Here is a 20238-nt window from a genome sequence, read left to right as displayed (position 1 = left end):
GCCCCGGCTGTCGGCGATGGCTGGCCGTTTTCGAAGCGACCTGGTAGCCTGCAGGTTCTGGGATGCCGGCTGATCGGGGTGATCGACAAACGCAAGGCGCGGGCGGAGGCGGAGTTGATCCGACCTGGAAGCGGCCGACTCCGGATCGGCGTGATCGGCCTGGGGCGACTCTGGGAAGCCCGGCATAAGCCCGCCCTGGCGCGGATGGCCGACCGATTCCGGGTCACCGCCGTCTACGATCAGGTCGCCCGGCGCGCGGAGCTTGAGGCCGCCCAGCTCGGCGCGGCGGCCCTGACCGGGCTGTCCGAGCTGATCGATCGGCCGGATGTGGACGCCGTCTACCTGCTGGCGCCCCAGTGGTTCGGCCTCCACGCCATCGACCTGGCCGCCGCCGCGGGCAAGCCGATCTACTGCGCCCTGCCCCTGGCCAGCGACCCCGACGAGATCGATCGTCTCGACGCGCGGATCCGGGCGAGCGGGGTTGCGTTCATGCCGGAGTTCGCCCGGCGGTTCTACCCGGCGTCGCTCCGCCTCCGCGAGCTGATCGCCACCCGGATCGGCGCGCCCCGGCTGGTCGTCTCCAAGAGCCGGTTATCCGCCTTCGATCGATCGAGCCAGCCCGGCCCGTCCACCCAGATCGCCCCCAACTCGCTCCTGATCGACCCGGGCAGCTACCTGCTCGCCTGGTGCCGGTTCGTGTTCCAGTCCGAGCCGGTGTCGGTTCAGGGCTGGGGCGGCGTGATCTTCCCGGGCGATCCGGGGCAGGGCAACGCCATCGGCCCCGACCCCGATTACGAGACGTTCCTCCTCGAATTCGCCGGGGGGGCCGCGGCCCAGGTGTCGGTCGGCAAGTATCATCGCGGCCCGTGGGGCGACGCAGCCAAGTTCCTCCCCCCGCCCGGCATCCAGGTCTACGCGGAACGGGGGGTGGCCTGGCTGGAGATGCCCGACAGGATCCACTGGACCGACGAGAGCGGGACCCACCAGGAACGCCTCCCGATGGAGCCGTCGGTCGGGGAGGTCCTCAACGATCATTTCCTCCGGCTCGTCCGGGGCGAGCCCTCGCTGGCCCCCGGCTGGGACGATGCCCTGGCGGTGGCCCGGCTGATCGGGGCACTCCGCCAGAGCCGCCACGACGGACGCCGGATCGAGGCCGCCCGCCCCCGCTGACCCCCCGGCCGGGAGGCTTCCTCGATGGGTGAAACTGACCGACCCGACCGGACGCCCACCCCCTGGCCCTGCCGCCTGGCCGTCCTCCTGGCCCTGGTCATCATGCTGGCCCTGATGGCCGACCAGGCGGGCCGAAGCTCCGCCACCTACGACGAGACGACCTACCTCCGGGTCGCCGCCCATTGGTGGAGGACCGGGGAGCAGGCAGAGATCGCCCGCATGGGCTCTCCCCTCACATTCTGGAAGATCCAGCAGGCCCCGACCCTGTACCTCCTCGATCAGCTCGGCCGCGGCGACTGGATCGATGATCCGATCGGCCACCAGGCCCGGCTCTTGCCGGTCGTCCGGCTCGGGTCGCTCTGGATCGCGGCGGTCGCGTTGCTCGCCACGGCCTGGTGGGCGCGACGCCTGTATGGCCCGCGAGCCATGTCCCTGGCGGCGTTCCTGTTCGCCCTGAGCCCGAACCTGCTCGCCCACGGCGCCCTGTCCACGATGGAGATGCCCCTGGTGGCCGCCTCGGCGGGCGGGTTCGCCGCGTTCTGGCGGTTCCTCCGCGACGGCGACCGGTGTGCCTTCTGGGCGGGCGCCGTGCTGTCCGGGCTGGCCTGGTCGTGCAAGTTCACGGCGGTCCTGATCCCGCCGATCCTGGCCGTCCTCTGGTGGCTCGACCTCCGCTTCTCGGCGGCCCGCGGCGAACCTGCGCCGGGCCGGCTCGCGTCGCTCGGGGTCGTGTTCCGGGGGATGCTCGGCTTCGTCGCGGCGATGGCGGCCATCAACCTGGTGCTGACCGGATTCGCGACGATCCCGCTGAGCCCGCACGGCGGCGATCACCCCGCGATCGCCGCCCGCCTCCCCGGTTTCTTGCGGCCCTGGGTCGGCTGGCTCGCGCATCGCTCATTCCCGCAGGACTGGGTGGCGTTCGCCGTCCAGATGGCCCACCAGAAGAACGGAGGGCCCAGCTACCTGCTGGGCGAGACCCGGCAGGCCGGGTGGTCTTACTATTACCTGGTGACCCTGGCCGTGAAGGTCCCGATCGCGGTCGCCCTCCTGTTCCTGGCCCGGGGATTCACTCGCCATCCCGCCGATCGGGCGGGGCGGTTGCGCGACCGAGGCTGGTTCCCGATCGCGGTCGTTTTGCTTTTCCTCCTGATCGCGTCCCTGGCTTCGAAGCGGAATTACGGGATCCGCTATTTGCTCCCGGTCGCTGTCCCCGCCATCGTCTGGATGTCGGCCCTGGCGGAAGGAGATCGCAAACGACGCCTGATCGAGTGGGCGGGCGTGGCCGGGATGGGCCTGTCGGTGGGGCTGATCCATCCCCACGAACTCTCCTATTTCAACCGGCTGGCCGGCGGCCCGATCGGCGGGCGGCGCATCCTCTCCGATTCCAATCTCGACTGGGGACAGGGCCTGCGGGGACTGGCGGCGCTCCAGCGACGACGGCCCGAGCTGCAAGACCTCACGTTCTACTACTTCGGCGACACCGACCCCGCGCACTACGGCGTGGTCGGCCGGACCTATACGATCGACGCCAACCATGCCCCCGCCGACCTGCCGCCCCGGCTATCGGCGACCACGCGGTATCTGGCCGTCTCGTCCTCGTTGCTCTGGGGACCCTGGGGGCCGCCGGGCTACTTCCGGGCGTTGGAAGGGCTGTCCCCCCTGATCGACACGGACGATGCGACGATCGCGATCTTCCGCGTGGACACCCTCCGGCTTGAGGAGCGCCCCGGAGGCGGCTACGATGAGGCTCGCCCATGAGGTGGGGCAACGGCCCGACCTTTCCCGTACCCAAGCCCCCGATCCGCCCGAGGTCTCATGGATTCGCCGGTCGAAAGATCCTGGGTCCCGCTCACCGCCCACGAGCGGAGGGTCCTGGGTGTGCTGGTCGAGAAGGCCAAGACGACGCCCGAGTATTACCCGCTCACGATCGCCGCGATCGTGACCGGCTCGAACCAGAAATCGAACCGCGATCCGATCACCAACTTCGACGCCGATGACGTCGAGGACATCCTCCAGGGCCTCCGCAAGAAGGGGGCGGTGGTGATGGTCGAGGCCGGCGGCCGGGTGGTCCGCTGGAAGCACACGCTGTACGACTGGCTGAAGGTCGGCAAGGTCGAGCTGGCGGTGGTGGCCGAGCTCCTGCTCCGCGGCGCCCAGTCGGTCGGCGACCTCCGCGCCCGGGCCAGCCGGATGGAGCCGCTGCCCGACCTGGCGGCGCTCCAGGCGGTGCTCGATTCCCTGGCCGCCAAGGACCTGGTCGTCACCCTGACCCCGCCCGGGATCCGCCGCGGGGTGGTCGTGACCCACAACCTCGGCCGGCCCGACGACCTGGCCCGCGAGCGGGCCAAATATGCCAACGTCGTCGATGCCCCCGACGAGCCCGACCGGCCGGCCCGACCGGCCCCCCGGGCGGAGGCGTCCGCCGCGCCCTCGGCCGAGCTGGCGGCCCTGCGTTCCGAGGTCGATGCGCTGCGGGAGGCCGTCCGCCGGCTGTCCGACGAGGTCCAAGAGTTGAAATCCGCGCTCGGGTCCTGACCGTCGCCGTTCGAGAGAAAGAGAGTCGCGCGGATGGAATCGACCGAACTGCCGAGTGCCGTGACCGAATCAGCCCCGGACGCCCGCCCCCTCCGCTTCGTCGTCATGATCGACGGCGACGGCCACGAGCCGGCCCCCGAGATGACCGACCAGGCCGCCACCCTGGCCTGGGCCGCCGCGTCGGCGCCGTGGCATCCGGCGCTCCTGGCCGCCTCGGACGATCTGCCGCGGCTGGAAGAACTCGCCTATCCGTCCGATCCTTCGCCCGGCGAGGTCCGGATCGTCGCCGGCCATCTTGGCCAGCTCGCGCCGGCCTATCGGGATCAGGCCGAGGAGAATGCCGTCCCGCTGGCCGAGGTCCTGGACGGGGATCGCGTCGCCCTGATCGCCTCCCTGCTGGAGCAGGCCGGGATCCCGGCGCCGGGCGTGGCCCTGGATGACCCGGTGGCGCTCGATTTCCTCGCCCTCGGCTCGGCCCAGCGCTGGCTCCGCGACCTCTCGGTGGCGATGGATCACGTGGACCTGCTCGACCGGACCAGCCTGGCCCGGGAGATCATGGGCGGGGCCAGGGCCTGGGTCGCCGGCGATGCCAACGGCGCGACCAATCGGCTCCGGGCGGGATTCGAGCTGCTGACCCAGGCGCGCGAGCGGATCTTCCCGACCGAAGCCTACATCCTCGACCTCTGCTTGCTCGATCCCGCCACCGCCCCCCGGGCCCTGGAAGACCTGCTCGACGCCCGCGCCCCCGTCACCCTGGTGGCCCCGGCCCTGGCCATCGACGTCCTGGCCCGGCGCGAGCCCGACACCATCGCGCGGGTCCGCGAGGCGATCACCGAGGGCTGGCTCGACGTGGCCGGCGGGACCTGGTCCGAGATCGACGAGCCGTTCGCCCCCTGGGGCTCGGTCCTCTGGCAGTACGACCGGGGTTCCCAGGGTTACCGCGAGCACCTGGAAGGCCGCAACGTCGAGACGTTCGCCCGCCGCCGCTACGGCCTCCACGACCAGATCCCCCAGATCGCCCGGCGCTTCGGCCTCAAGTACGCCTCCTATGTCGCCCTCGACTCCGGCAAGTTCCCGATCCCGATCGAGTCGAAAAGGACCTGGGAATCGCCCGACGGGTCGGCCCTGGAAGCCATGACCCGCCCCCCGATCGCCGCCGACCGCCCCGTCGAAGGGGCGAGGCTCGCCTGGCGGATCGGCCGATCGATGCGGGAATACCAGGTCGCGGTGATCGGACTGGCCCACTGGCCGGACCAGGTCGCCCCCTGGTATCGCGACTTCCGCCGGGTGGCCGCCTACTCGCCGGTGCTCTCGCGCTGGGTCACCGCCAACGACTTCTTCCACCACTCCGATCGCCCGTACGAGGTCCTGACGCCGAAGCTCGACGACCTGGCCCCCGCCTACCTGGCGCAGGCCGTGGCCAAGGGGGACCCCGCGCCGATCTCGGCCCGCGCCGAGCACCACCGACGACGCGCCCGGTTCGATGCCACGGCCGTGTTCGAAGCCCTGGCCGACGCGGTCCTGGAAGGGACCAGGCATCCGTCGCCGGAGCCCGCGGCCGACGAAACCCCAACCCCGCCCACGCCCGGTGCGTTGGAAGGGCTGGAGGAGGCGGTCGAGACGTCCCGGCCCGATGTGGTGGCAGAGACGCTCGATGTCCGTTATCAGACCGATGCTGAGGATCTCGCCCGCGCGATCGTCGGCCAGGCCCACCAGGGCCCGCCGGGCTTCGTGGTGCTGAACCCTTTGGGGATCGCCCGCCGGGTCGCGGTCGTCCTGCCCGACGCCGCGAGCACGCTCGCGCCGGAGGGGGCCATCCACGCCGCCCAGATGACCGAGGACGGGGTCATGGCCGTGGTCGACGTCCCCCCGTTCGGCTATGCCTGGGTGCCCAGGGAACCATCCTCGGCCCGCAAACCCGCCGGGGATCCCGGCGTCTCGGTCAAGGACAAGGTCCTCCGCAACGAGTCGATGGCCGTCCTGATCGACCCGGCCACCGGCGGCCTGCGCGGGGTCCGGGGCCGCACCGAGGAGACGCCCCGCCTCGCCCAGAAACTCGCCATCGCCGGGCTGGTCGGTCCCGACGGCAAGCCGGCGCCGAGCGTGATGCGTGGGGCATCGGTGCAGGTCGACTACAACGGGCCGGCCCTGGCCCAGGTCACGACGACCGGCACGCTCCACGACCCGCGCGACAACCGCGCATTGGCTTCCTTCCGGCAGAGGTTCCGGCTCTGGAGCGGCCGGCCGACGCTGGAGATCGACATCACCCTGTCCGACCTCGATCCCGCCTGGCTGGAACGGGTCGCCGCCGCCGACCCCTGGGAGAATTACCTCGCCTGCCGCTGGGCCTGGCCCGACGCCGGCTCGACCCTCCGCCGCACGTCGTTGCTCGCCCCCCACGCGACCGAGGCGGAGCGGATGGAGACGCCCGACGCCATCGACCTGGCGATCCGGGGCCGTCGATCCACGCTCCTGTTCGGCGGGCTGGCCCACCACCGCCGCCACGGCCCCAAGATGCTCGACACGCTCCTGATCGCCGGTCGGGAGTCGGCCCGGACGTTCCGGCTCGGCGTGGCGCTCGACCTGGAACACCCATTCCAGCCGGCCCTCGACTTCATCGCCCCCGCGCCCGCGGTCCCGAGCAAGTCCGGCCTCCCGCGTTCGGGCCCCTCGGGCTGGCTGTTCCAGGTCGATCACAAGTCGGTCGCCGTGCTCGCCGTCGCCTTCAATCCCCACTCCAACGAGGGCAAGGGCTGGGGCGTGACTGTGACGTTGCTGGAGACCGCCGGCAAGCCGACCCGCTGCCGCCTCCGCGCCTACCGCGACCCCGCCTGGGCGGCGCACGTCGACTTCCAGGGCGAGCACATCATCGACCTCTTCGTCGAGGGGGACGCCATCCCGGTCGACCTCACCCCGCACGAGCTGGCGCGGGTCGACGTCACCCTGGCGTGGCATCGGAAGGACCAGATTTCGGACACCGCCGATTAGGGGTGGACCTGGGCCGGGGTGGAGAACCGGATTTCGGCCGACCCCAACCGTTCCAGCGGGACCTCGATGCCCCAGCTCGCACGATACCGGGACGCGCTGGCATGGCCGCTCCCGTTCTTCGCATCGTAAGGCCCCAGCAGGGCCTCCCCGCCGCGATCGAAGAGGGAGAGCCGCCAACCGTCCGGCATCAGTCCGATCGTGTCGGCCAACACATGGAATCCCGGATGGCCGCGGGATTCGTCGGGAGGGGGGAAGTACTGGCCGTGGTCGTCGGCCCCTTTCATGTAACCGCCCCCATCCTGGCGAACTTCCAGGTCGACCAGGATCGGGTCGAATGCCGCGAGCCGCTGCTTCGTCGGCCGACCGTCGAGTTTGACCGTCACGGCGGGGGGGTCGGCGAAAGGCCTGGTGCTCGCTTTCGGGAGCCTAACGCCTTCGAAGTAGAAGGACCGTGCGAGCCGATAGGGTCGGATTTCCAGGTGGTCGATCTCGTCCAGGTCGAAGTCGATCGGGATGACCATGCGGTGGGAATCGAGGAAATCGAAGGAGCCCGGTCGTTGCCAGTAAGCCCTCCGCCCTTCGCGGGCCACCGCGACCACCTGGGCTGGGGACACGCCGGGACTGCCCGCCCAATCGATCACGAACGTGCTCTTGTGCGTCCTCGGCCGGGGATCTTCGCCCCACGCGATCGCCGGATGCAACGGGTCGGGACTCGCCTCCACTTCCGTCCAATCGGGATGGCCGCCGCGCAGTTCGGCGACCGTGAGGGTCCCCGTCTCATAAGGGGCGGTCGCCCCGACCTTCGGCGCGAGGCGTGAAATCTTCTCGCCCGGAGGGTGGCTGCTCGCCCTGAGACAGACGTCGACCTCCGCGGGCAACAAGGCCCCGACCTGGTAGATCTGATACACGCCCGGCGACACCAGCCGGGAGCCGTGATTGTGGTCCATATCCTTGCCGATCAAGGTCCGCGTCGCGTAGTCGAACACGCGAAGCTCGACGACCTCGATCCGATCGGGGTCGCCGGCCAATCGGATCGTGGCCACGTCGAGCCAGGGGGCCGACGACTTCATCGCGGCCGTCTCGGGGGTGGACCGGGGGATCTTCCACCAGCCGCGACCGTCCTCCACCCGGATCGACCCATCGCGGTCGTTGCGGGATACCGAGTCGATGGCGAACGTGTTCGGCCCGATGCGGATCTTCAGGTCATCGGAAGGGATGGCGTTGTTGTAGTACTGCACGTCGCCGATCGCGGTCCGGGGGGGACGGATCGCGGTCCTCATCCATCTCTGGGCGATGGAGAACACCCCCGCCGAGGCCGCGACCAGGATCATGACCAACGCGATGGTGATGCGGGGTCGTTTCATGGTCGGGGGCCCTGGTTCAGTCGAGGGTCGCATGCTCGGCCGAGTCGCGGACGTCGAACCGCTTGACCGGCAGCTCGATCGTGAAGGTCGAGCCCTTGCCGACCTCCGAGTCGATGGCGATGGTCCCGCCGTGCTCTCGGATGATCTTCTGCGAGACGGACAGGCCCAGGCCGGTCCCGCGCGAGCCCTTGGTCGAGGCGAAGACCTGGAAGATCCCGTCGACCTCGTCGGGCGAGATCCCGACCCCGTTGTCGGCCACCACGACCTGCGCCCTGGATCCGTCCGCACCGATCGCGGTCGAGACGGTGACGATGCCCCCCTCGACGTCCTCGGAGGCATCGATCGCGTTGGTGACGATGTTCAGGACCGCGCGGTGGATGCCGTCGGTGTCGAAGTGGAGGCGGGGCAGGTGGGCGGCGGGCTGCCAGTACAGCGTCACCCCCAGGTCGCCGGCCCGGGATTGCATCAGCTCGATCACGTCGGCCACGGTCTCGTTCAGGTCGGCCAGCTCCAGGGCCGGCTCGCGGTCCTTGGAGTAGGACAGCATGTCCATGACGAGGTTGTAGATCTTGGCCTGATTCTTCTCGACGATGGTCCAGCCCCGGCGGACGATGGCGTCGTCCTTGTCGTTCAGGCCCATCTCGATGAGGTAGCTGCCCCCCTTGATCCCCTGGAGGATGTTCTTGATGTGGTGGGACAGGGTGGCGATCGTCTGGCCCACGGCGGCCAGCCGCTCGGCCTGGAGGTTGGCCTCGTAGAGCTGGGTGTTCTCGATCGCCAGCCCGGCCTGGTGGCCGATCGCCACCATCAGCATCAGGTGGTCCTTGGTGAACCGGGTCTTGGGCTCGTCCAGCGGAATCCCCACGCTGGCCGCCGCCCGGACGTCGGCATAAAGGACCCCCAGGGTGGCCAATCGGCCCTGGACCGGGACGCAGATCGCCTCGCGGATGCCCATGTTCACGATCGACTGCGCCGGCCCGAACCGCCGATCGGCCGGGGCATCCGACGTGATCACGCCCTCGCCCTGCTTCAGGACGTGGTCGAAGATCGTGCTGGAGATCGTCATCCGCTCGCCCGGATCGGCCTCGCCCCGCCACCGGACCGCCTTGGGCGTCATCTCGCCGTCGGGCCCCTTGAGGAAGATGGCACCCCGGTCGGCCCCGATCGACTCGAAGACGAGCTGGAGGATCTGGGGCAGCAGGGTGTCGATGTCGACGACGTGGCTGATGGCCTGGGTGGCCTTGTACATGACCGACAGGTTGAGCAGGCGGTCGCGGAGCCAGTCCCCCACGTTGCCCGGGGCCTGGAGGATCCGCGAGCCCTCATCGGCCGGGATGCTCCGGAGGATCGCCGATCGGTCGGCCAGGTCGCCGCGGCCGGTCATGTCCACGCGTGCCGTCAGCTCGCGGCTGTCGTCGGGGGCGTCCTGGAACAGGAGGACGGTCTGGCCCAGGCGCACCTGGTCCCCGGGCTTGAGCGGGGCCTGGTCGATGGCATGGCCGTTCAGGAACGTGCCGTTGGCCGATCGGAGGTCGACGATCCGGTAGCCGTTCTCGTCGCGGCGGACCTCGGCATGCCGCCGCGACACCTCGTGGTCGTGCAGGCGGATCGGGTTGGAGGCATCCCGGCCCAGGCCGACGGCCCGGGCCTGCAAGGAGAACCGCCGGCCCTGCTCGCCGCCCTGGATGATGAACAACGAGGCCACGGATCGACCCTCTCCCCGTCGTTGAACGCCCCGACGCCGGGCGGAGTGTCACAGGCTACGGCCCATGGGCCCGTGCGTCAACGATCCGGCCCGGCCGCCCGGGTCACGCTTGCGGCGTGAACAGGATGACCTCGACCCGGCGCGGGGGGCCGCCCCCCTGGGCCAGGGCCGACCGGGGCGGCTCCGCGCCGAAGCCGACGGCGGCGATTTTGCGCGTGCCGAACCACCCGTTGACGTCGATCCCGTGCTTCGACACGAGGTAATTCTTGACCGCCTCGGCCTGCTCCTGGGTGAGGATCTGGGCCAGGTCGGGGTCGGCCCGATCGTCGGTGAACGCTGCGATGACGAGTTCCGATTTCGGCCGCTTGGCCTTCTGGAACCAGGCGGCGACGCCGTCGAGCCGCGACCGGCCGCCGGCCGTCAGCACCGATCGCCCGCGCTCGAACAGGTCGTCGGCCCCGAGGATGCGGCTTTCCCGCTCGGCGCCGGGCTTGAACAGGATCTTGTCGCGATCGGCGAAGCCCCGGCCGTCGAAATAGCGCGACAGGGGCCAGGTCCCCTTGAGCGCCGCCAGGTTCTCGTCGAGGTCGTCGATCGTCTTGGTCCCGTGCTCGGACAACGCGATCAGCTTGCGATACGCCTCGTCGTCCTGGACCAGCTTGCCCAGCGATCCCTTCCCCTCGCGGATCGTGGCCGCGATGGCGCCCACTTCCCCCAGCCCCTTCTCGGCGGCCTGCGCCGCGGCATCGACCCGGCCGATCGCGGATCGGGCATCGCGGAGGATGTCGGCGATCTCGATGGCCGGCTCGGCGGCCAGGCGCGATCCGTCGGCCAGGGCGGGGGCGTCGGGCCGCCCGGGGACGATCTCGACGACCTTGGCCCCGATCACCCCCTGGGGGACGATCCGGACCCGGGCATCCGACCGCACCAGGCTCCGGAGCCGGTCATCGACCCGGAACACCAGCCCGACCTCCGCGCCCGGCGTGGGCGGCGGGACGATCGCCTCGACCACGCCGGCATCGATCCCCTGGACCCGGACCTTGGCCCCGACCTCCAGCCCGCCGATCGTGGCGAACCCGGCGCTCACCCGGAAGGTGGGCTGCCAGGCCCAGGCGCGACCGGCCATCTGCCGCAGGCCATATCCGGCCATCGCCAGGGCGACCACCACGAAGCCGGCATTCGCCAGCGCCCGCCCCTTCGTGATCTCGCGTCGCATGATCGTCCCTCGCGTCCCGATGCCCGCCCGCCCGCTCCAGCATACGTCAGGCCGCGGCCCGGGCGGAAGCATCGCGTCTCCGGGGCATTCGTCCACCGCTGGTGAAGATTCGCCGGGTCCCCATTTTGGTTCGCCCCGTATCTCCAATTCATCCTAAACTGGACGGGTGGGACGCGCGGGCTCGTCCCCAGGACGCCCGATCCGAGACCTCGCATGAACAAGCTGCTCGCCGCGACGATGGCCGTCGCCTTCGCGTTCGCCGTCTCGTCCCCGACCGCCGACCGGCCCGCGACGGCCCAGGCCCCGCCGCCCGAGCCGTATCGGTCCCCTTACCGGATTGCCTACGAATGGCCCCGCGAGGAACTGGTGGGCGACCTCGATCGCACCGAGCGTGGCGACCATCGGATCGAGGCGGAGATCCCGCATGCCCTCTGGTACGCGGAACGGACGCGGGAGCGATGGGGAGCCTGGGGCCCGCCCGCCCGATCCTATCCACCGCCCCCGGGGGTGGAGCGCTGGCCGGCCGACCGCAAGCGGGAGCGGGTGATCGCCGTGGCCAGCCGGTATCTCGGCTATGCCTACCAGCACCACCACATCCCGGACTGGGAACCGCCCGCGCACTGGCGCTGGATGCAGACCTGCGCCGGGCGGAACGGCAAGGGCGTCGATTGCTCCAACTTCACCGGGTTCGTTTATAACCTCGGCTTCGGCCTGAGGATCAGCACCGACGTGGGCATCCAGGCCGAACAGGCGACGGCGCGCGAGGCGGGTCGGGCGGTCCCGATCCGGCGGATCGCGCTCCCCGAATCGTTCGAGGAGCGGATCCAGGCCCTCCGGACCGGCGACCTCCTGTTCATCCGCAACAAGTCGGGGAAGATTAGCCACGTGGTCCTCTGGGTCGGCCCGATCGGCAAGTCGCCGGACGGCGTCCCGCTGGTGATGGACAGCCACGGCGAGGACACCCGCGACTCCGAGGGACGGCTGATCCCGTGCGGGATCCACCTCCGCCCATTCCGCAAGAACTCGTGGTACAACATGAGCGCCAGCCACGCGCTCCGCATCATCCCGGACGACCCGCCCTCCGAACGATGATCCCGGTTCGCGGCGAGGAGGCGGCATCGGAAATGCAGCCTGGACGGGGCGACGCCTCGCGCGATCTGCGAGGCCCTTGACCGAGGGGATTGCCCATGCCCGCCACCCGCCCGGACCCCGATGCCCCGTTGAAGCCCGACGCCATCTACCGGGGCTCGGCGGCCGATTTCAGCGACATCGCCGGGCCCGGGACCCGGAACAGCGAGGCGATCGGCCAGGGGTTGGAGTGGCTCGCCTGGCTCATGGACCGGTCGATCCCGGTGCCGGGGACCAACTTCAAGGTTGGTCTCGACGCCATCCTGGGACTGATCCCGGGCGGCGGCGACCTGTTCGCCGGGCTGATCCAGACCGGGCTGGTGCTCACCGCCCTCAAGCACTACCGCGTGCCCAAGGCGGTCGCGGCCCGGATGGCGGCCAACGTGCTGCTCGACATCGGGCTCGGGTCGATCCCGGTCGTGGGCGACCTGTTCGACGCCGGCTTCAAGGCGAACACGCGGAACCTGAACCTGCTCCGCGAGGTCCACGCCATCCAGGCCCGGGGCGGCCCGATCCCGTCGGCCCCCTCGGTCCGCTACCTCTGGGCCATCGGCGCCATCCTGATCGGTGCCCTGTTGCTGATGTTCATCGGGATGGTCGCCGTCGCCGCCCTGATCGTCAAGCTGATCTGGAATCACTGAGATTCGCCCCGGAGCCGCCCCCCGTGCCCGAAACGAAGCCAACCACGGACGACTTCACCATCGGCGTGGAAGAGGAATACCAGATCGTCGACCCGGAGACCCGCGAGTTGAAGTCGCGGGCCTTCCGCATCCTGCCCGGCGCCAAGGAGGACGTCGGGGACAAGGTCACCAACGAGCTGTTCCTCTCCCAGATCGAGATCGGGACCCCGGTCTGCCGGACCCTGGCGGAGGTCCGCGACGAACTCGTCCGGCTCCGCAAGGCGGTGGTCGAGGCGGCGGCGGAGCAGGGCTGCCGGATCGTGGCGGCGGGCACGCACCCCTTCTCCCGATGGCAGGACCAGCGGCTGACGCCCAAGGAACGGTATGACAAGATCCTGGAGGAGAACCAGCAGCTGGCCCGCGAGCAGATCATCTTCGGCTGCCACGTCCACGTCGGGATCGCCGACCGCGAGGACGGCATCCGGGTCATGAACCGGGTCCGCCCGTGGCTGCCCACGCTGCTCGCCCTCTCGGCCAACTCGCCGTACTGGCTCGGCCGGGACACCGGCTACGCCAGCTACCGGACCGAACTCTTCCAGAGGTTCCCGATGACCGGGATCCCCGGCGCGTTCGCCGACCGGGCCGAGTACGACGCGACGGTCCAGGCCCTGATCGACGTCGGGGCCATCCCCGAGGCGTCGCGGATCTACTGGGACGTCCGCCCGTCGTCGCACTTCGAGACGATCGAATTCCGCATCGCCGACGTCTGCGCCCGGGTCGATGAGGCGGTGGCGATCGCCGCGCTGTGCCGGGCCCTGGCCCGGACCTGCCTGGACCGCGCCCAACGCGGCGAGCCGGCCCCCCAGGTCCGGCCGGAGCTGCTGCGTGCGGCCAAGTGGCGGGCGGCCCGCTACGGGCTGGAAGGGGACCTCGTCGATCTCCATTCGATGACCTCGGCGCCGGCCCGGTCCGTCGTCGATCGACTCATGCAATTCGTCCGCCCCGCCATGGAGGCGGACGGCGAATGGGATGAGGTCTCGGCGACCGTGGAGGAGATCCTCGCGAAGGGGAATGGCGCCTCGCGGCAACGGGCCCGCTTCGCCCGCGACGAGGACCTCAACGACGCCGTCGATGGCCTGATCGAGGAGACGGCGGCCGGGCTCGATTGATCGCCCGGGCCGCCCGGCGGGTCACTTCGGGGCGGGTCCGGCCGGTTCTCGGCCCGCCGCCCAGTCGATCCCCTGGACGATCAGCTTGATGAGGTTGGGGTCGGCCAGGGGGTCGGGCTGGTTGGGGCCCCAGCGGCGATGGCCCAGCGAGGTGTGGAAGACGCGGCCCTGGCCGTAGGGCCAGGTCCAGGCCACCGGCCACGTCGTCCCCTTGTAATCGATGGTGGCCACGGGCTTCACGTCGGGCATCATCTGCATGTTCGAGTAAAGCTCGTCGGCCAGTTCGAAGTCGCTCAAACCTTTGGCGACCGGGCTGTCCTTGTCGGCGATCTTGACGGTGTATTTGCCCAGGATCGCCTTGCCGTCGGGCAGCCCCTTGTGGGAATAGATCCCGCCGAGGAACGGCTTCCACTCGGGCAGGGCATCGGGCGGGGTGTTGTCCGCCCCGTGGATCGAGACGTACCCCTTGCCGGCGCGGACGAAGTCGAACAGGGCGTTGGCCTGGCCCGGGGTGAGCTTGTGCTCGGGGTCGCGGCGATCCGCGTTCATCAGGACGAGGTCGTACCTGGCCAGGGCCGGGGTCTCCAGGATGGCGGCGTCCTCGGCCAGTGTGACCTGGTAGCGGCGGGTGTCCTCCAGCACTCCGGCCAGATACAATGCCTGCTCGCGGTAGCCGTGATGCTCGCGTTCGCCCCCGGTCAGGATCAGGACCTTGGTCCCCTCGGGGACCTTCCTCTGGGCGAGGGCGGGGTCGGGCCAGATCGCCAGGCAGATCGGCGCCAGGGCCAGGATCAGGGCCGCGCCGGGGGCTCGGTGGGTTCGCACGAGGTCGGGCTCCGCGAGAAATCAAGGTGGGTCGGACATGCCGGCATCGGTGCCGGGAAACGCTCCGCATCGTATGGCCGACCCGGAGTCGGCCGCAAGCGGCCGGGCTCCCCGGCCGGGAGGAATCGCGATGAGCTTCCGTAAGATGATCCCGATGGTTGCGGGCGTCGGGATGGTGGTCCTGGCCGGCCTGGGCGTCGCCCTGGCCGACGAGCCGATGCAGAGCCTCCGCGCCGGCTCGCTGGCGCTGAAGGCCCCGGCCGCGTGGAAGTCCGAGAAGCCGAAGTCGGCCATGCGGCAGTTGCAGGTCAAGGTCCCCGCCGCCCCCGGCGACAGCGAGCCGGGCGAGATGACCGTGTTCGCCTTCCCGGGCGGGGCCGGGTCCAAGGAAGCGAACATCAAGCGCTGGGAAGAGATGTTCGTCGACGGCGAGAAGAACACCGCCAAGGCCAAGGTCGAGGAGCGGAAGGGGGCCAACGTCCCGGTCACCCGGATCGAGATCGCCGGCCGCTACGTCGCCACCGCCATGCCCGGCGCCGGGGGGCCGAAGGCCGACAACCCGAACTATCGCCTCCTGGGCGCCATCGTCGAGACCAAGACCACCGGCTACTTCTTCAAGCTGGTCGGCCCGGACAAGACCCTGAAGGCCGCCTCCAAGGGCTTCGATGACATGATCGCGTCGATGACGCTCGAAGACTGAACGATTGGCCGCGATCCCCCGCGAGGACGACCATGCGGACCACGATCGACGCCTGTGCCCGGTGCACGACGGCCAACCACCCGGCCACCCGGTTCTGCGCCGGGTGCGGGCTCCCGCTCGGTTCCGCCGAGGCGGATGCGGGGGCCGGGTTCGATGCGCTCGGCCCTTACGAGGCACCCGACCCCTCCGACGCGAGCCTCGATCGGGTGGTTCGGGACCTCGTGGTCCGATCCGGGTTCGAGGCGACGCCGCACGGGCACGGCTGGCGCCTGGTCGTCCCCCTCCAGCTCGACCGCAAGCAGGCGGTCTACGTCGGGGCGACCGGGGCCGACCTCGACGGCCGCGCGGTCGTCTCGCTGGTCTCGGTCTGCGGCACGGCCAATGACCGCGACCCGCGCCTCCTCCTCAAGGGGAACGCGCGGATCATCCACGGCCATTTTGCCATCAAGGTCCTGCGCGGCGAGGAATACTTCGTGGTGATCCAGAACCTCGTGGCCGACTCCGTCGCGACGATCGACGCCCGCCGCCTGGTCTCGCGGATCGCCGAGACGGCCGACGGCCTCGAAGACCGCCTCACCCGGGGCCGCGATCTGTTCTGAGCCGGGTCACTTCGACCCCTCGACGGGCAGGTCCATCCGGCCGCTCCACTCGTTCCACGAGCCGTCGTAGTTGGCCAGGTCCGGGAAGCCGAGCCGGGCCAGATGGAACAGGACGACCGTGGCCGCCACGCCCCCGTTGCAATACGCGACGGTCGGGCGATCGGGCCCGAGGCCGGCCTGCGCCACCACCTCGCGGATCTCCTCCAGCGGCCGGAACCCTCCGGCGGGGGCGAAGAACGCCTCGCGGGGCAGGCTCAGCGCGCCCGGAATGTGGCCACCCCGGGGACCCCGACGCCGGGCGGCAGTGTACTGGCCCGAGTCGCGGGCGTCCAGGAGTTGGAGCGACGGGTCGCCGAGCTTCCGGGCCAGTTCCTCGGCCGTGACCCGCAGGGCCGGGCGGGGACGCGGGTGGAAGACGGCCGGGGCGACCTCGGTCGGCTCGTCGGTGATCGGCCTTTCTTCCTCGACCCATCGGTTCCAGCCGCCGTCGAGCACCGCCACGCGGTCGTGGCCGTAATACGTCAGCGCCCACCACAGCCGGGTGGCGTACTGGCCCCCCATGTGGTCAACGGCGACGACCATCGTGTCGTCGCCGATCCCCCGCGAGCCCATCGCCTCGGCGAACCGGTCGGGGCCGGCGATCTGGGCCGGGACGGGGTCGTCGAGGTCGACGATGTCGCGGGTCCAGTCGACGAAGACCGAGCCCGGGATATGGCCGGCCTCGTATTCCTCCGGGGCGCCCCGATAGGTGGCCTCCTCCACGCCCGGCTCGATCGGCCTCGTGGCCACGTAGCCCCGGATGTCGACCACGCGTAGGCCGGGGTCGTTCAGGTGGGCTTCGAGCCATTCCGTCGTGACAAGAAATCTGTCCAAGGCAATTCCCTCGTACGTCAGCGGTTGCATCGGCCCGATCGGCCGAAACGGCGGCCGGAGGTGACCCGGGAGCCGTTCCAAACGGCGTGCCGCCACGCTCTCGGATGGGGGAGATCATACACCGCGAAGCCGGCCGATCGCATCATCACGCCCGATCGGCCGATCGATCGCCGATCGAGTTTTCGCCGGCAAGCTCCGGCACCCCTCCCGGCTCGATGTCCGGCGGGGCCGTGATCTCGACCGCCCCGACGGCCGAGAGGAGGGCCCGGCCGAACCTCGCGGCTTCCTCGCTCGTGAGCCGGAGGGACGATGGCATCGCCATCGTCGGGAGGATCCGCACATGGACGGCTGACCCTCCGTTCGTGTTGTCGATCTGGATCCAGGTCGAGTCCTCGACTCGTAGGGTTGCGACACGCGTCATCGTGGCTTCGCCCTGTGAAAGGTTGATGCATCGTCCCGGGGCGGGGGCATCCATCGCTCGTTGATTCGAGCGATGCACACTCCCCTTGGACCGACATGATGACGAAAAATGCCCTCGTCGTCGCGAGGGTTCCTCCCGCCCCTTCGATTGTTGTAGGCGGGAGGACCCGGCCTGTCATTCGTCCGAACGATGCCGTTCCGCATCGGGGGCGCATTTGGCCTGCGGCGTTTTGAAAAATGCGGTACAATCGTTCGGTAATGTCCGCCATGGGACAGTCATGCCGGCCGGATCAAGATAGGGTCTAGCCTCCGATGCTCGATCCATGCCGGCGGATCCCCATGCCCCCGACCCTTGATGGCGTCGTCCGCCCCATCATGGCCCAGGTGTGCGACCGGGTGCGGAGGAGAGGGACGACATGACCCCGAGTGATCACGACAGGCCGTATCGGGAGTTCGTCGACGGCGCCGGCGTCCTCGCATTCCGTTTCCGGATGTGGGCGGGCGACGAGTGGAGGGCGATCCCGGCCGGCCAACGCCCCCCCGGGGCGGTCCGGGTCGGGACAGATTGGGCCGAATTCCTGTGCTGCGATCGGACCGATGGCGGCGTGCCGATCGATCCCCGACGCGTGCCACCGGGCCGAGGGGCGTTCGTGATCGGATCGATGATCCGTCCGCTCAAACGGCTCGGTCGCGGCATTCCGGCCGACGCGATCCTCGTGGATCCGGCGATGCCCGGGATCCAGGAATATCTCCGGCAAGCGACCCTGGACGGGCAGATCCGCACCGTCCCGGCGGGCCGGGATCGGGTCTACATCATCCCGCTGGCCCACCGCACCGGGCTGGAGAGCCGCGCGGCTTCGTGAGCGGCCCGGTGTGGCGGCTGGGAATTGCACGGGACGCCCGGGAGAGATGGGCCGCCGCCGCATCCGGGGCTTGACCCCTCATCGGGCGGGCCCCGGTCCGACCCCGTCGTTCCCCGAGGGTTCTTCCCCGGCCCCGGCCCGGTTATGATGGCCGGCCCCGGCGCCGGCCCCCGAGGGTCGCGGCCGGGCCATCGTCCCCGCGAGGTCCGCATGAAGGTCATCCGCTTCGATCAGTTTGGCGAGCCGTCGGACGTCCTCTACGCCACCGAGGCCCCCACGCCCGAGCCGGGCCGCGGGGAAATCCGTGTGCGGATGCTCGCCGCGCCGGTCAACCCGTCCGAACTCCTGGTCGTCCGGGGGCGATACGGGGTCCTCCCCACGCTCCCGGCGACCCCGGGTTTCGAGGGGGTGGGCATCGTCGAGAAGGCCGGGCCCGGGCTGGTCGGCAAGCTGCTGGTCGGCAAGAGGGTGGCCGTCGTCAATCAGGCGGGGGGCAACTGGGCCGAGTCTGTCATCATCCCCGCGCTCCGTGCGGTCCCGGTCGCGAAGGATCTGCCCGACGAGCAGGTGGCGTCGTTCTTCGTGAACCCGGCCACCGTGCTGGCGATGGTCCGCCACGTCCAGAAGGTCCCGAAGGGGGCGTGGCTGCTCCAGTCGGCGGCCGGCTCGACCCTGGGCCGGATGATCATCAAGTTGGGCCGGCACGACGGCTTCAAGACGATCAACGTGGTCCGACGCCGCGAGGCGATCGCCGAGATCAAGGCCCTGGGCGGGGATGCCGTGATCTCCTCGTCGGACGGGCCGATCGAGGATCAGGTCCGGGCCATCGTCGGCAAGGACGGCGTCCGGTACGCCCTCGATCCGGTGGGCGGCGCGACCGGGACCGGCGTCTTCGAATCCCTGGCCGCCGACGGTCGGATGCTGTGCTACGGGACCCTGTCGGCGGAGCCGATGGCGATCGACTCGCGGCGGATGATCGCCGGCAAGCGGGTCATCGAGGGATTCTGGCTCGGCCACTGGGCCGCCCGCCGCAACAAGGTGGCGATGGTCCTGCTGTTCCGCCAGGTGGCCGACCTGATCCGGTCCGGGGTCCTGGCGACCGACCCGGGCCGCGAGTTTCCGCTGGACGCCATCAAGGACGCCGTCCGCGAGGCCGAGGAGGTCGGCCGGCGGGGGAAAGTCCTGCTCCGCATCGGCAAGCCGTGATCGACTCTCGCCAACCGGCGCGGAGAATGCCCTTTCTCGATGTTCCTTGCAAGGAACGAGTTGGGGAGAAGTTGGCGGATTTTATTCGCCGCGATCGCGGACCCGGGATAGAATAGGAACGTTCGAGGGACGGGACGCGGATGGGTTGCCATCCCCCCCGTCCTTCGCTGATCCCGGCCGCGAAATCCGCCGATCGGCATCCGACGACTCCCCTCGCGGGGTCGATCGTGCCCGTCGCGGTCGAACTCGTCAACCCATTCGGTTGTCGAGGCCTTCGTCGCGGCGTAGACTTTCGTTGGGCGGGATCACTGATCGCCCGGCCCTTGGGTGCGAGCCCGAGGATGCGTCGATCGTCTCGACTTCGCCGGGCCCAGAGACCTGCATCTCACTTGTAGACCCGTCGGATTTTCGGCCTCTCCCCGTCCGGGCCGTCGGCCCGGAATTCTGGAGACCGACGGGCGAGGATCATCGTAACGATGAGTGGAAGCGAAACCACGGGCGCGCAGGACTGGCGGGCGGTGGCGTGCCTCGCCCCCAGCGGCGAACGCCTGCTTTGCTACGGCGGAACCTCGGCACAGGTTCGCGCGGCTTACACCGGCGCATGGGGTGAGGTGATCCGCGACGAGGACCGCCCGACCGTCAAGGCGATCTCGCTCCAGCGATGGGCGGGCCTGGCCTGGGCCGGCCAATGGGAACACCAGACCTACCTGGCCGTGCCCACCACGCGCGGCGGCAAGGCGGGCCCCGGCGATCCCTCGGAACCGGTCGTCGCCACCTCCTGACCGATGGAGGCCGCGGCCCGGCTTCGGGTTCGCGCCGGCTCCGGGTCGACATCCCGTTCGGCTTCGAATGCCCCC

At 70.3% G+C, this 20238-nt stretch carries 18 protein-coding genes; 12 read left to right on the top strand and 6 right to left on the bottom strand.

Going from position 1 to position 20238, the window contains the following annotated elements:
• Positions 1-114: 114 nt before the first annotated feature.
• The 4 genes from TA3x_RS22380 to TA3x_RS22365 are packed head-to-tail and all read left to right on the top strand — an operon-like array spanning position 115 to position 6693.
• Positions 115-1170 (top strand): Gfo/Idh/MocA family protein, encoded by a 1056-nt coding sequence (locus TA3x_RS22380; protein WP_435016895.1) that lies wholly within the window; start codon positions 115-117, stop codon positions 1168-1170.
• 24 nt (positions 1171-1194) lie between these two features.
• The gene (locus TA3x_RS22375; protein ID WP_435016894.1) at positions 1195-2928 is read left to right on the top strand and encodes an ArnT family glycosyltransferase; all 1734 of its coding nucleotides are present in this window, start codon (positions 1195-1197) and stop codon (positions 2926-2928) included.
• A 57-nt stretch (positions 2929-2985) separates the two neighbouring features.
• Positions 2986-3705 carry a YceH family protein gene (locus TA3x_RS22370; protein ID WP_435016893.1) on the top strand — a complete coding sequence of 240 codons (720 nt, stop codon included), beginning with the start codon at positions 2986-2988 and terminating at the stop codon, positions 3703-3705.
• Between the two features lie 33 nt (positions 3706-3738).
• A complete protein-coding gene (locus TA3x_RS22365; protein WP_435016892.1) occupies positions 3739-6693 on the top strand; it encodes a glycosyl hydrolase family 38 in 2955 nt (984 codons plus the stop codon).
• Here TA3x_RS22365 and TA3x_RS22360 read toward each other — a convergent pair.
• From TA3x_RS22360 to TA3x_RS22350, 3 genes are all read right to left on the bottom strand, one after another.
• Entirely contained in the window at positions 6690-8057 is a 1368-nt protein-coding gene (locus tag TA3x_RS22360) for a hypothetical protein (protein WP_435016891.1), read from the bottom strand. The genes TA3x_RS22365 and TA3x_RS22360 overlap by 4 nt on opposite strands.
• A gap of 16 nt (positions 8058-8073) precedes the next feature.
• Entirely contained in the window at positions 8074-9762 is a 1689-nt protein-coding gene (locus TA3x_RS22355; protein WP_435016890.1) for an ATP-binding protein, read from the bottom strand.
• Positions 9763-9865: 103 nt separating this feature from the next.
• Positions 9866-10978, bottom strand: coding sequence for an OmpA family protein (locus tag TA3x_RS22350; protein ID WP_435016889.1), 1113 nt, complete (start codon positions 10976-10978; stop codon positions 9866-9868).
• Positions 10979-11191: 213 nt separating this feature from the next.
• On the opposite strand from TA3x_RS22350, the gene TA3x_RS22345 reads away from it, so the two are divergent.
• The 3 genes from TA3x_RS22345 (at position 11192) to TA3x_RS22335 (ending at position 13895) form a co-directional block, all read left to right on the top strand.
• A complete protein-coding gene (locus tag TA3x_RS22345; protein ID WP_435016888.1) occupies positions 11192-12070 on the top strand; it encodes a C40 family peptidase in 879 nt (292 codons plus the stop codon).
• A gap of 95 nt (positions 12071-12165) precedes the next feature.
• Positions 12166-12747, top strand: a complete 582-nt coding sequence (locus tag TA3x_RS22340; RefSeq protein WP_435016887.1) for a DUF4112 domain-containing protein — start codon at positions 12166-12168, stop codon at positions 12745-12747.
• Between the two features lie 23 nt (positions 12748-12770).
• Positions 12771-13895 (top strand): carboxylate-amine ligase, encoded by a 1125-nt coding sequence (locus tag TA3x_RS22335; protein ID WP_435016886.1) that lies wholly within the window; start codon positions 12771-12773, stop codon positions 13893-13895.
• Between the two features lie 21 nt (positions 13896-13916).
• On the opposite strand, the gene TA3x_RS22330 is transcribed toward TA3x_RS22335, so the two are convergent.
• Positions 13917-14720 carry a ThuA domain-containing protein gene (locus TA3x_RS22330; RefSeq protein ID WP_435016885.1) on the bottom strand — a complete coding sequence of 268 codons (804 nt, stop codon included), beginning with the start codon at positions 14718-14720 and terminating at the stop codon, positions 13917-13919.
• 130 nt (positions 14721-14850) lie between these two features.
• On the opposite strand from TA3x_RS22330, the gene TA3x_RS22325 reads away from it, so the two are divergent.
• Both TA3x_RS22325 and TA3x_RS22320 read left to right on the top strand, forming a co-directional pair.
• Complete coding sequence (locus TA3x_RS22325; RefSeq protein WP_435016884.1) at positions 14851-15420, top strand: hypothetical protein; 570 nt, start codon at positions 14851-14853, stop codon at positions 15418-15420.
• A 32-nt stretch (positions 15421-15452) separates the two neighbouring features.
• Complete coding sequence (locus TA3x_RS22320; RefSeq protein ID WP_435016883.1) at positions 15453-16019, top strand: hypothetical protein; 567 nt, start codon at positions 15453-15455, stop codon at positions 16017-16019.
• A 6-nt stretch (positions 16020-16025) separates the two neighbouring features.
• Here TA3x_RS22320 and TA3x_RS22315 read toward each other — a convergent pair whose 3' ends face one another.
• Together TA3x_RS22315 and TA3x_RS22310 are read right to left on the bottom strand one after the other, a co-directional pair.
• The gene (locus TA3x_RS22315) at positions 16026-16892 is read right to left on the bottom strand and encodes a sulfurtransferase (RefSeq protein ID WP_435016882.1); all 867 of its coding nucleotides are present in this window, start codon (positions 16890-16892) and stop codon (positions 16026-16028) included.
• A gap of 145 nt (positions 16893-17037) precedes the next feature.
• On the bottom strand, positions 17038-17214 hold the full coding sequence (locus TA3x_RS22310) for a hypothetical protein (protein WP_435016881.1): 177 nt from the start codon (positions 17212-17214) through the stop codon (positions 17038-17040).
• Between the two features lie 514 nt (positions 17215-17728).
• Between TA3x_RS22310 and TA3x_RS22305 the strand changes: the two genes are divergently transcribed.
• The 3 genes from TA3x_RS22305 to TA3x_RS22295 all read left to right on the top strand — a co-directional run bounded on the left by TA3x_RS22305 (position 17729) and on the right by TA3x_RS22295 (position 20163).
• Complete coding sequence (locus tag TA3x_RS22305; protein WP_435016880.1) at positions 17729-18175, top strand: hypothetical protein; 447 nt, start codon at positions 17729-17731, stop codon at positions 18173-18175.
• A 210-nt stretch (positions 18176-18385) separates the two neighbouring features.
• The gene (locus tag TA3x_RS22300; protein WP_435016879.1) at positions 18386-19381 is read left to right on the top strand and encodes a zinc-dependent alcohol dehydrogenase family protein; all 996 of its coding nucleotides are present in this window, start codon (positions 18386-18388) and stop codon (positions 19379-19381) included.
• 476 nt (positions 19382-19857) lie between these two features.
• Positions 19858-20163 (top strand): hypothetical protein, encoded by a 306-nt coding sequence (locus tag TA3x_RS22295; protein WP_435016878.1) that lies wholly within the window; start codon positions 19858-19860, stop codon positions 20161-20163.
• Positions 20164-20238 lie beyond the last annotated feature (75 nt).

The organism is Tundrisphaera macrotermitis, from assembly GCF_051175315.1.
In the GTDB taxonomy this organism is placed as follows: Bacteria; Planctomycetota; Planctomycetia; order Isosphaerales; family Isosphaeraceae; genus Tundrisphaera.
Note: the sequence above shows the minus strand (reverse complement) of the source record. Positions and strands in the feature narration are given on the sequence as shown.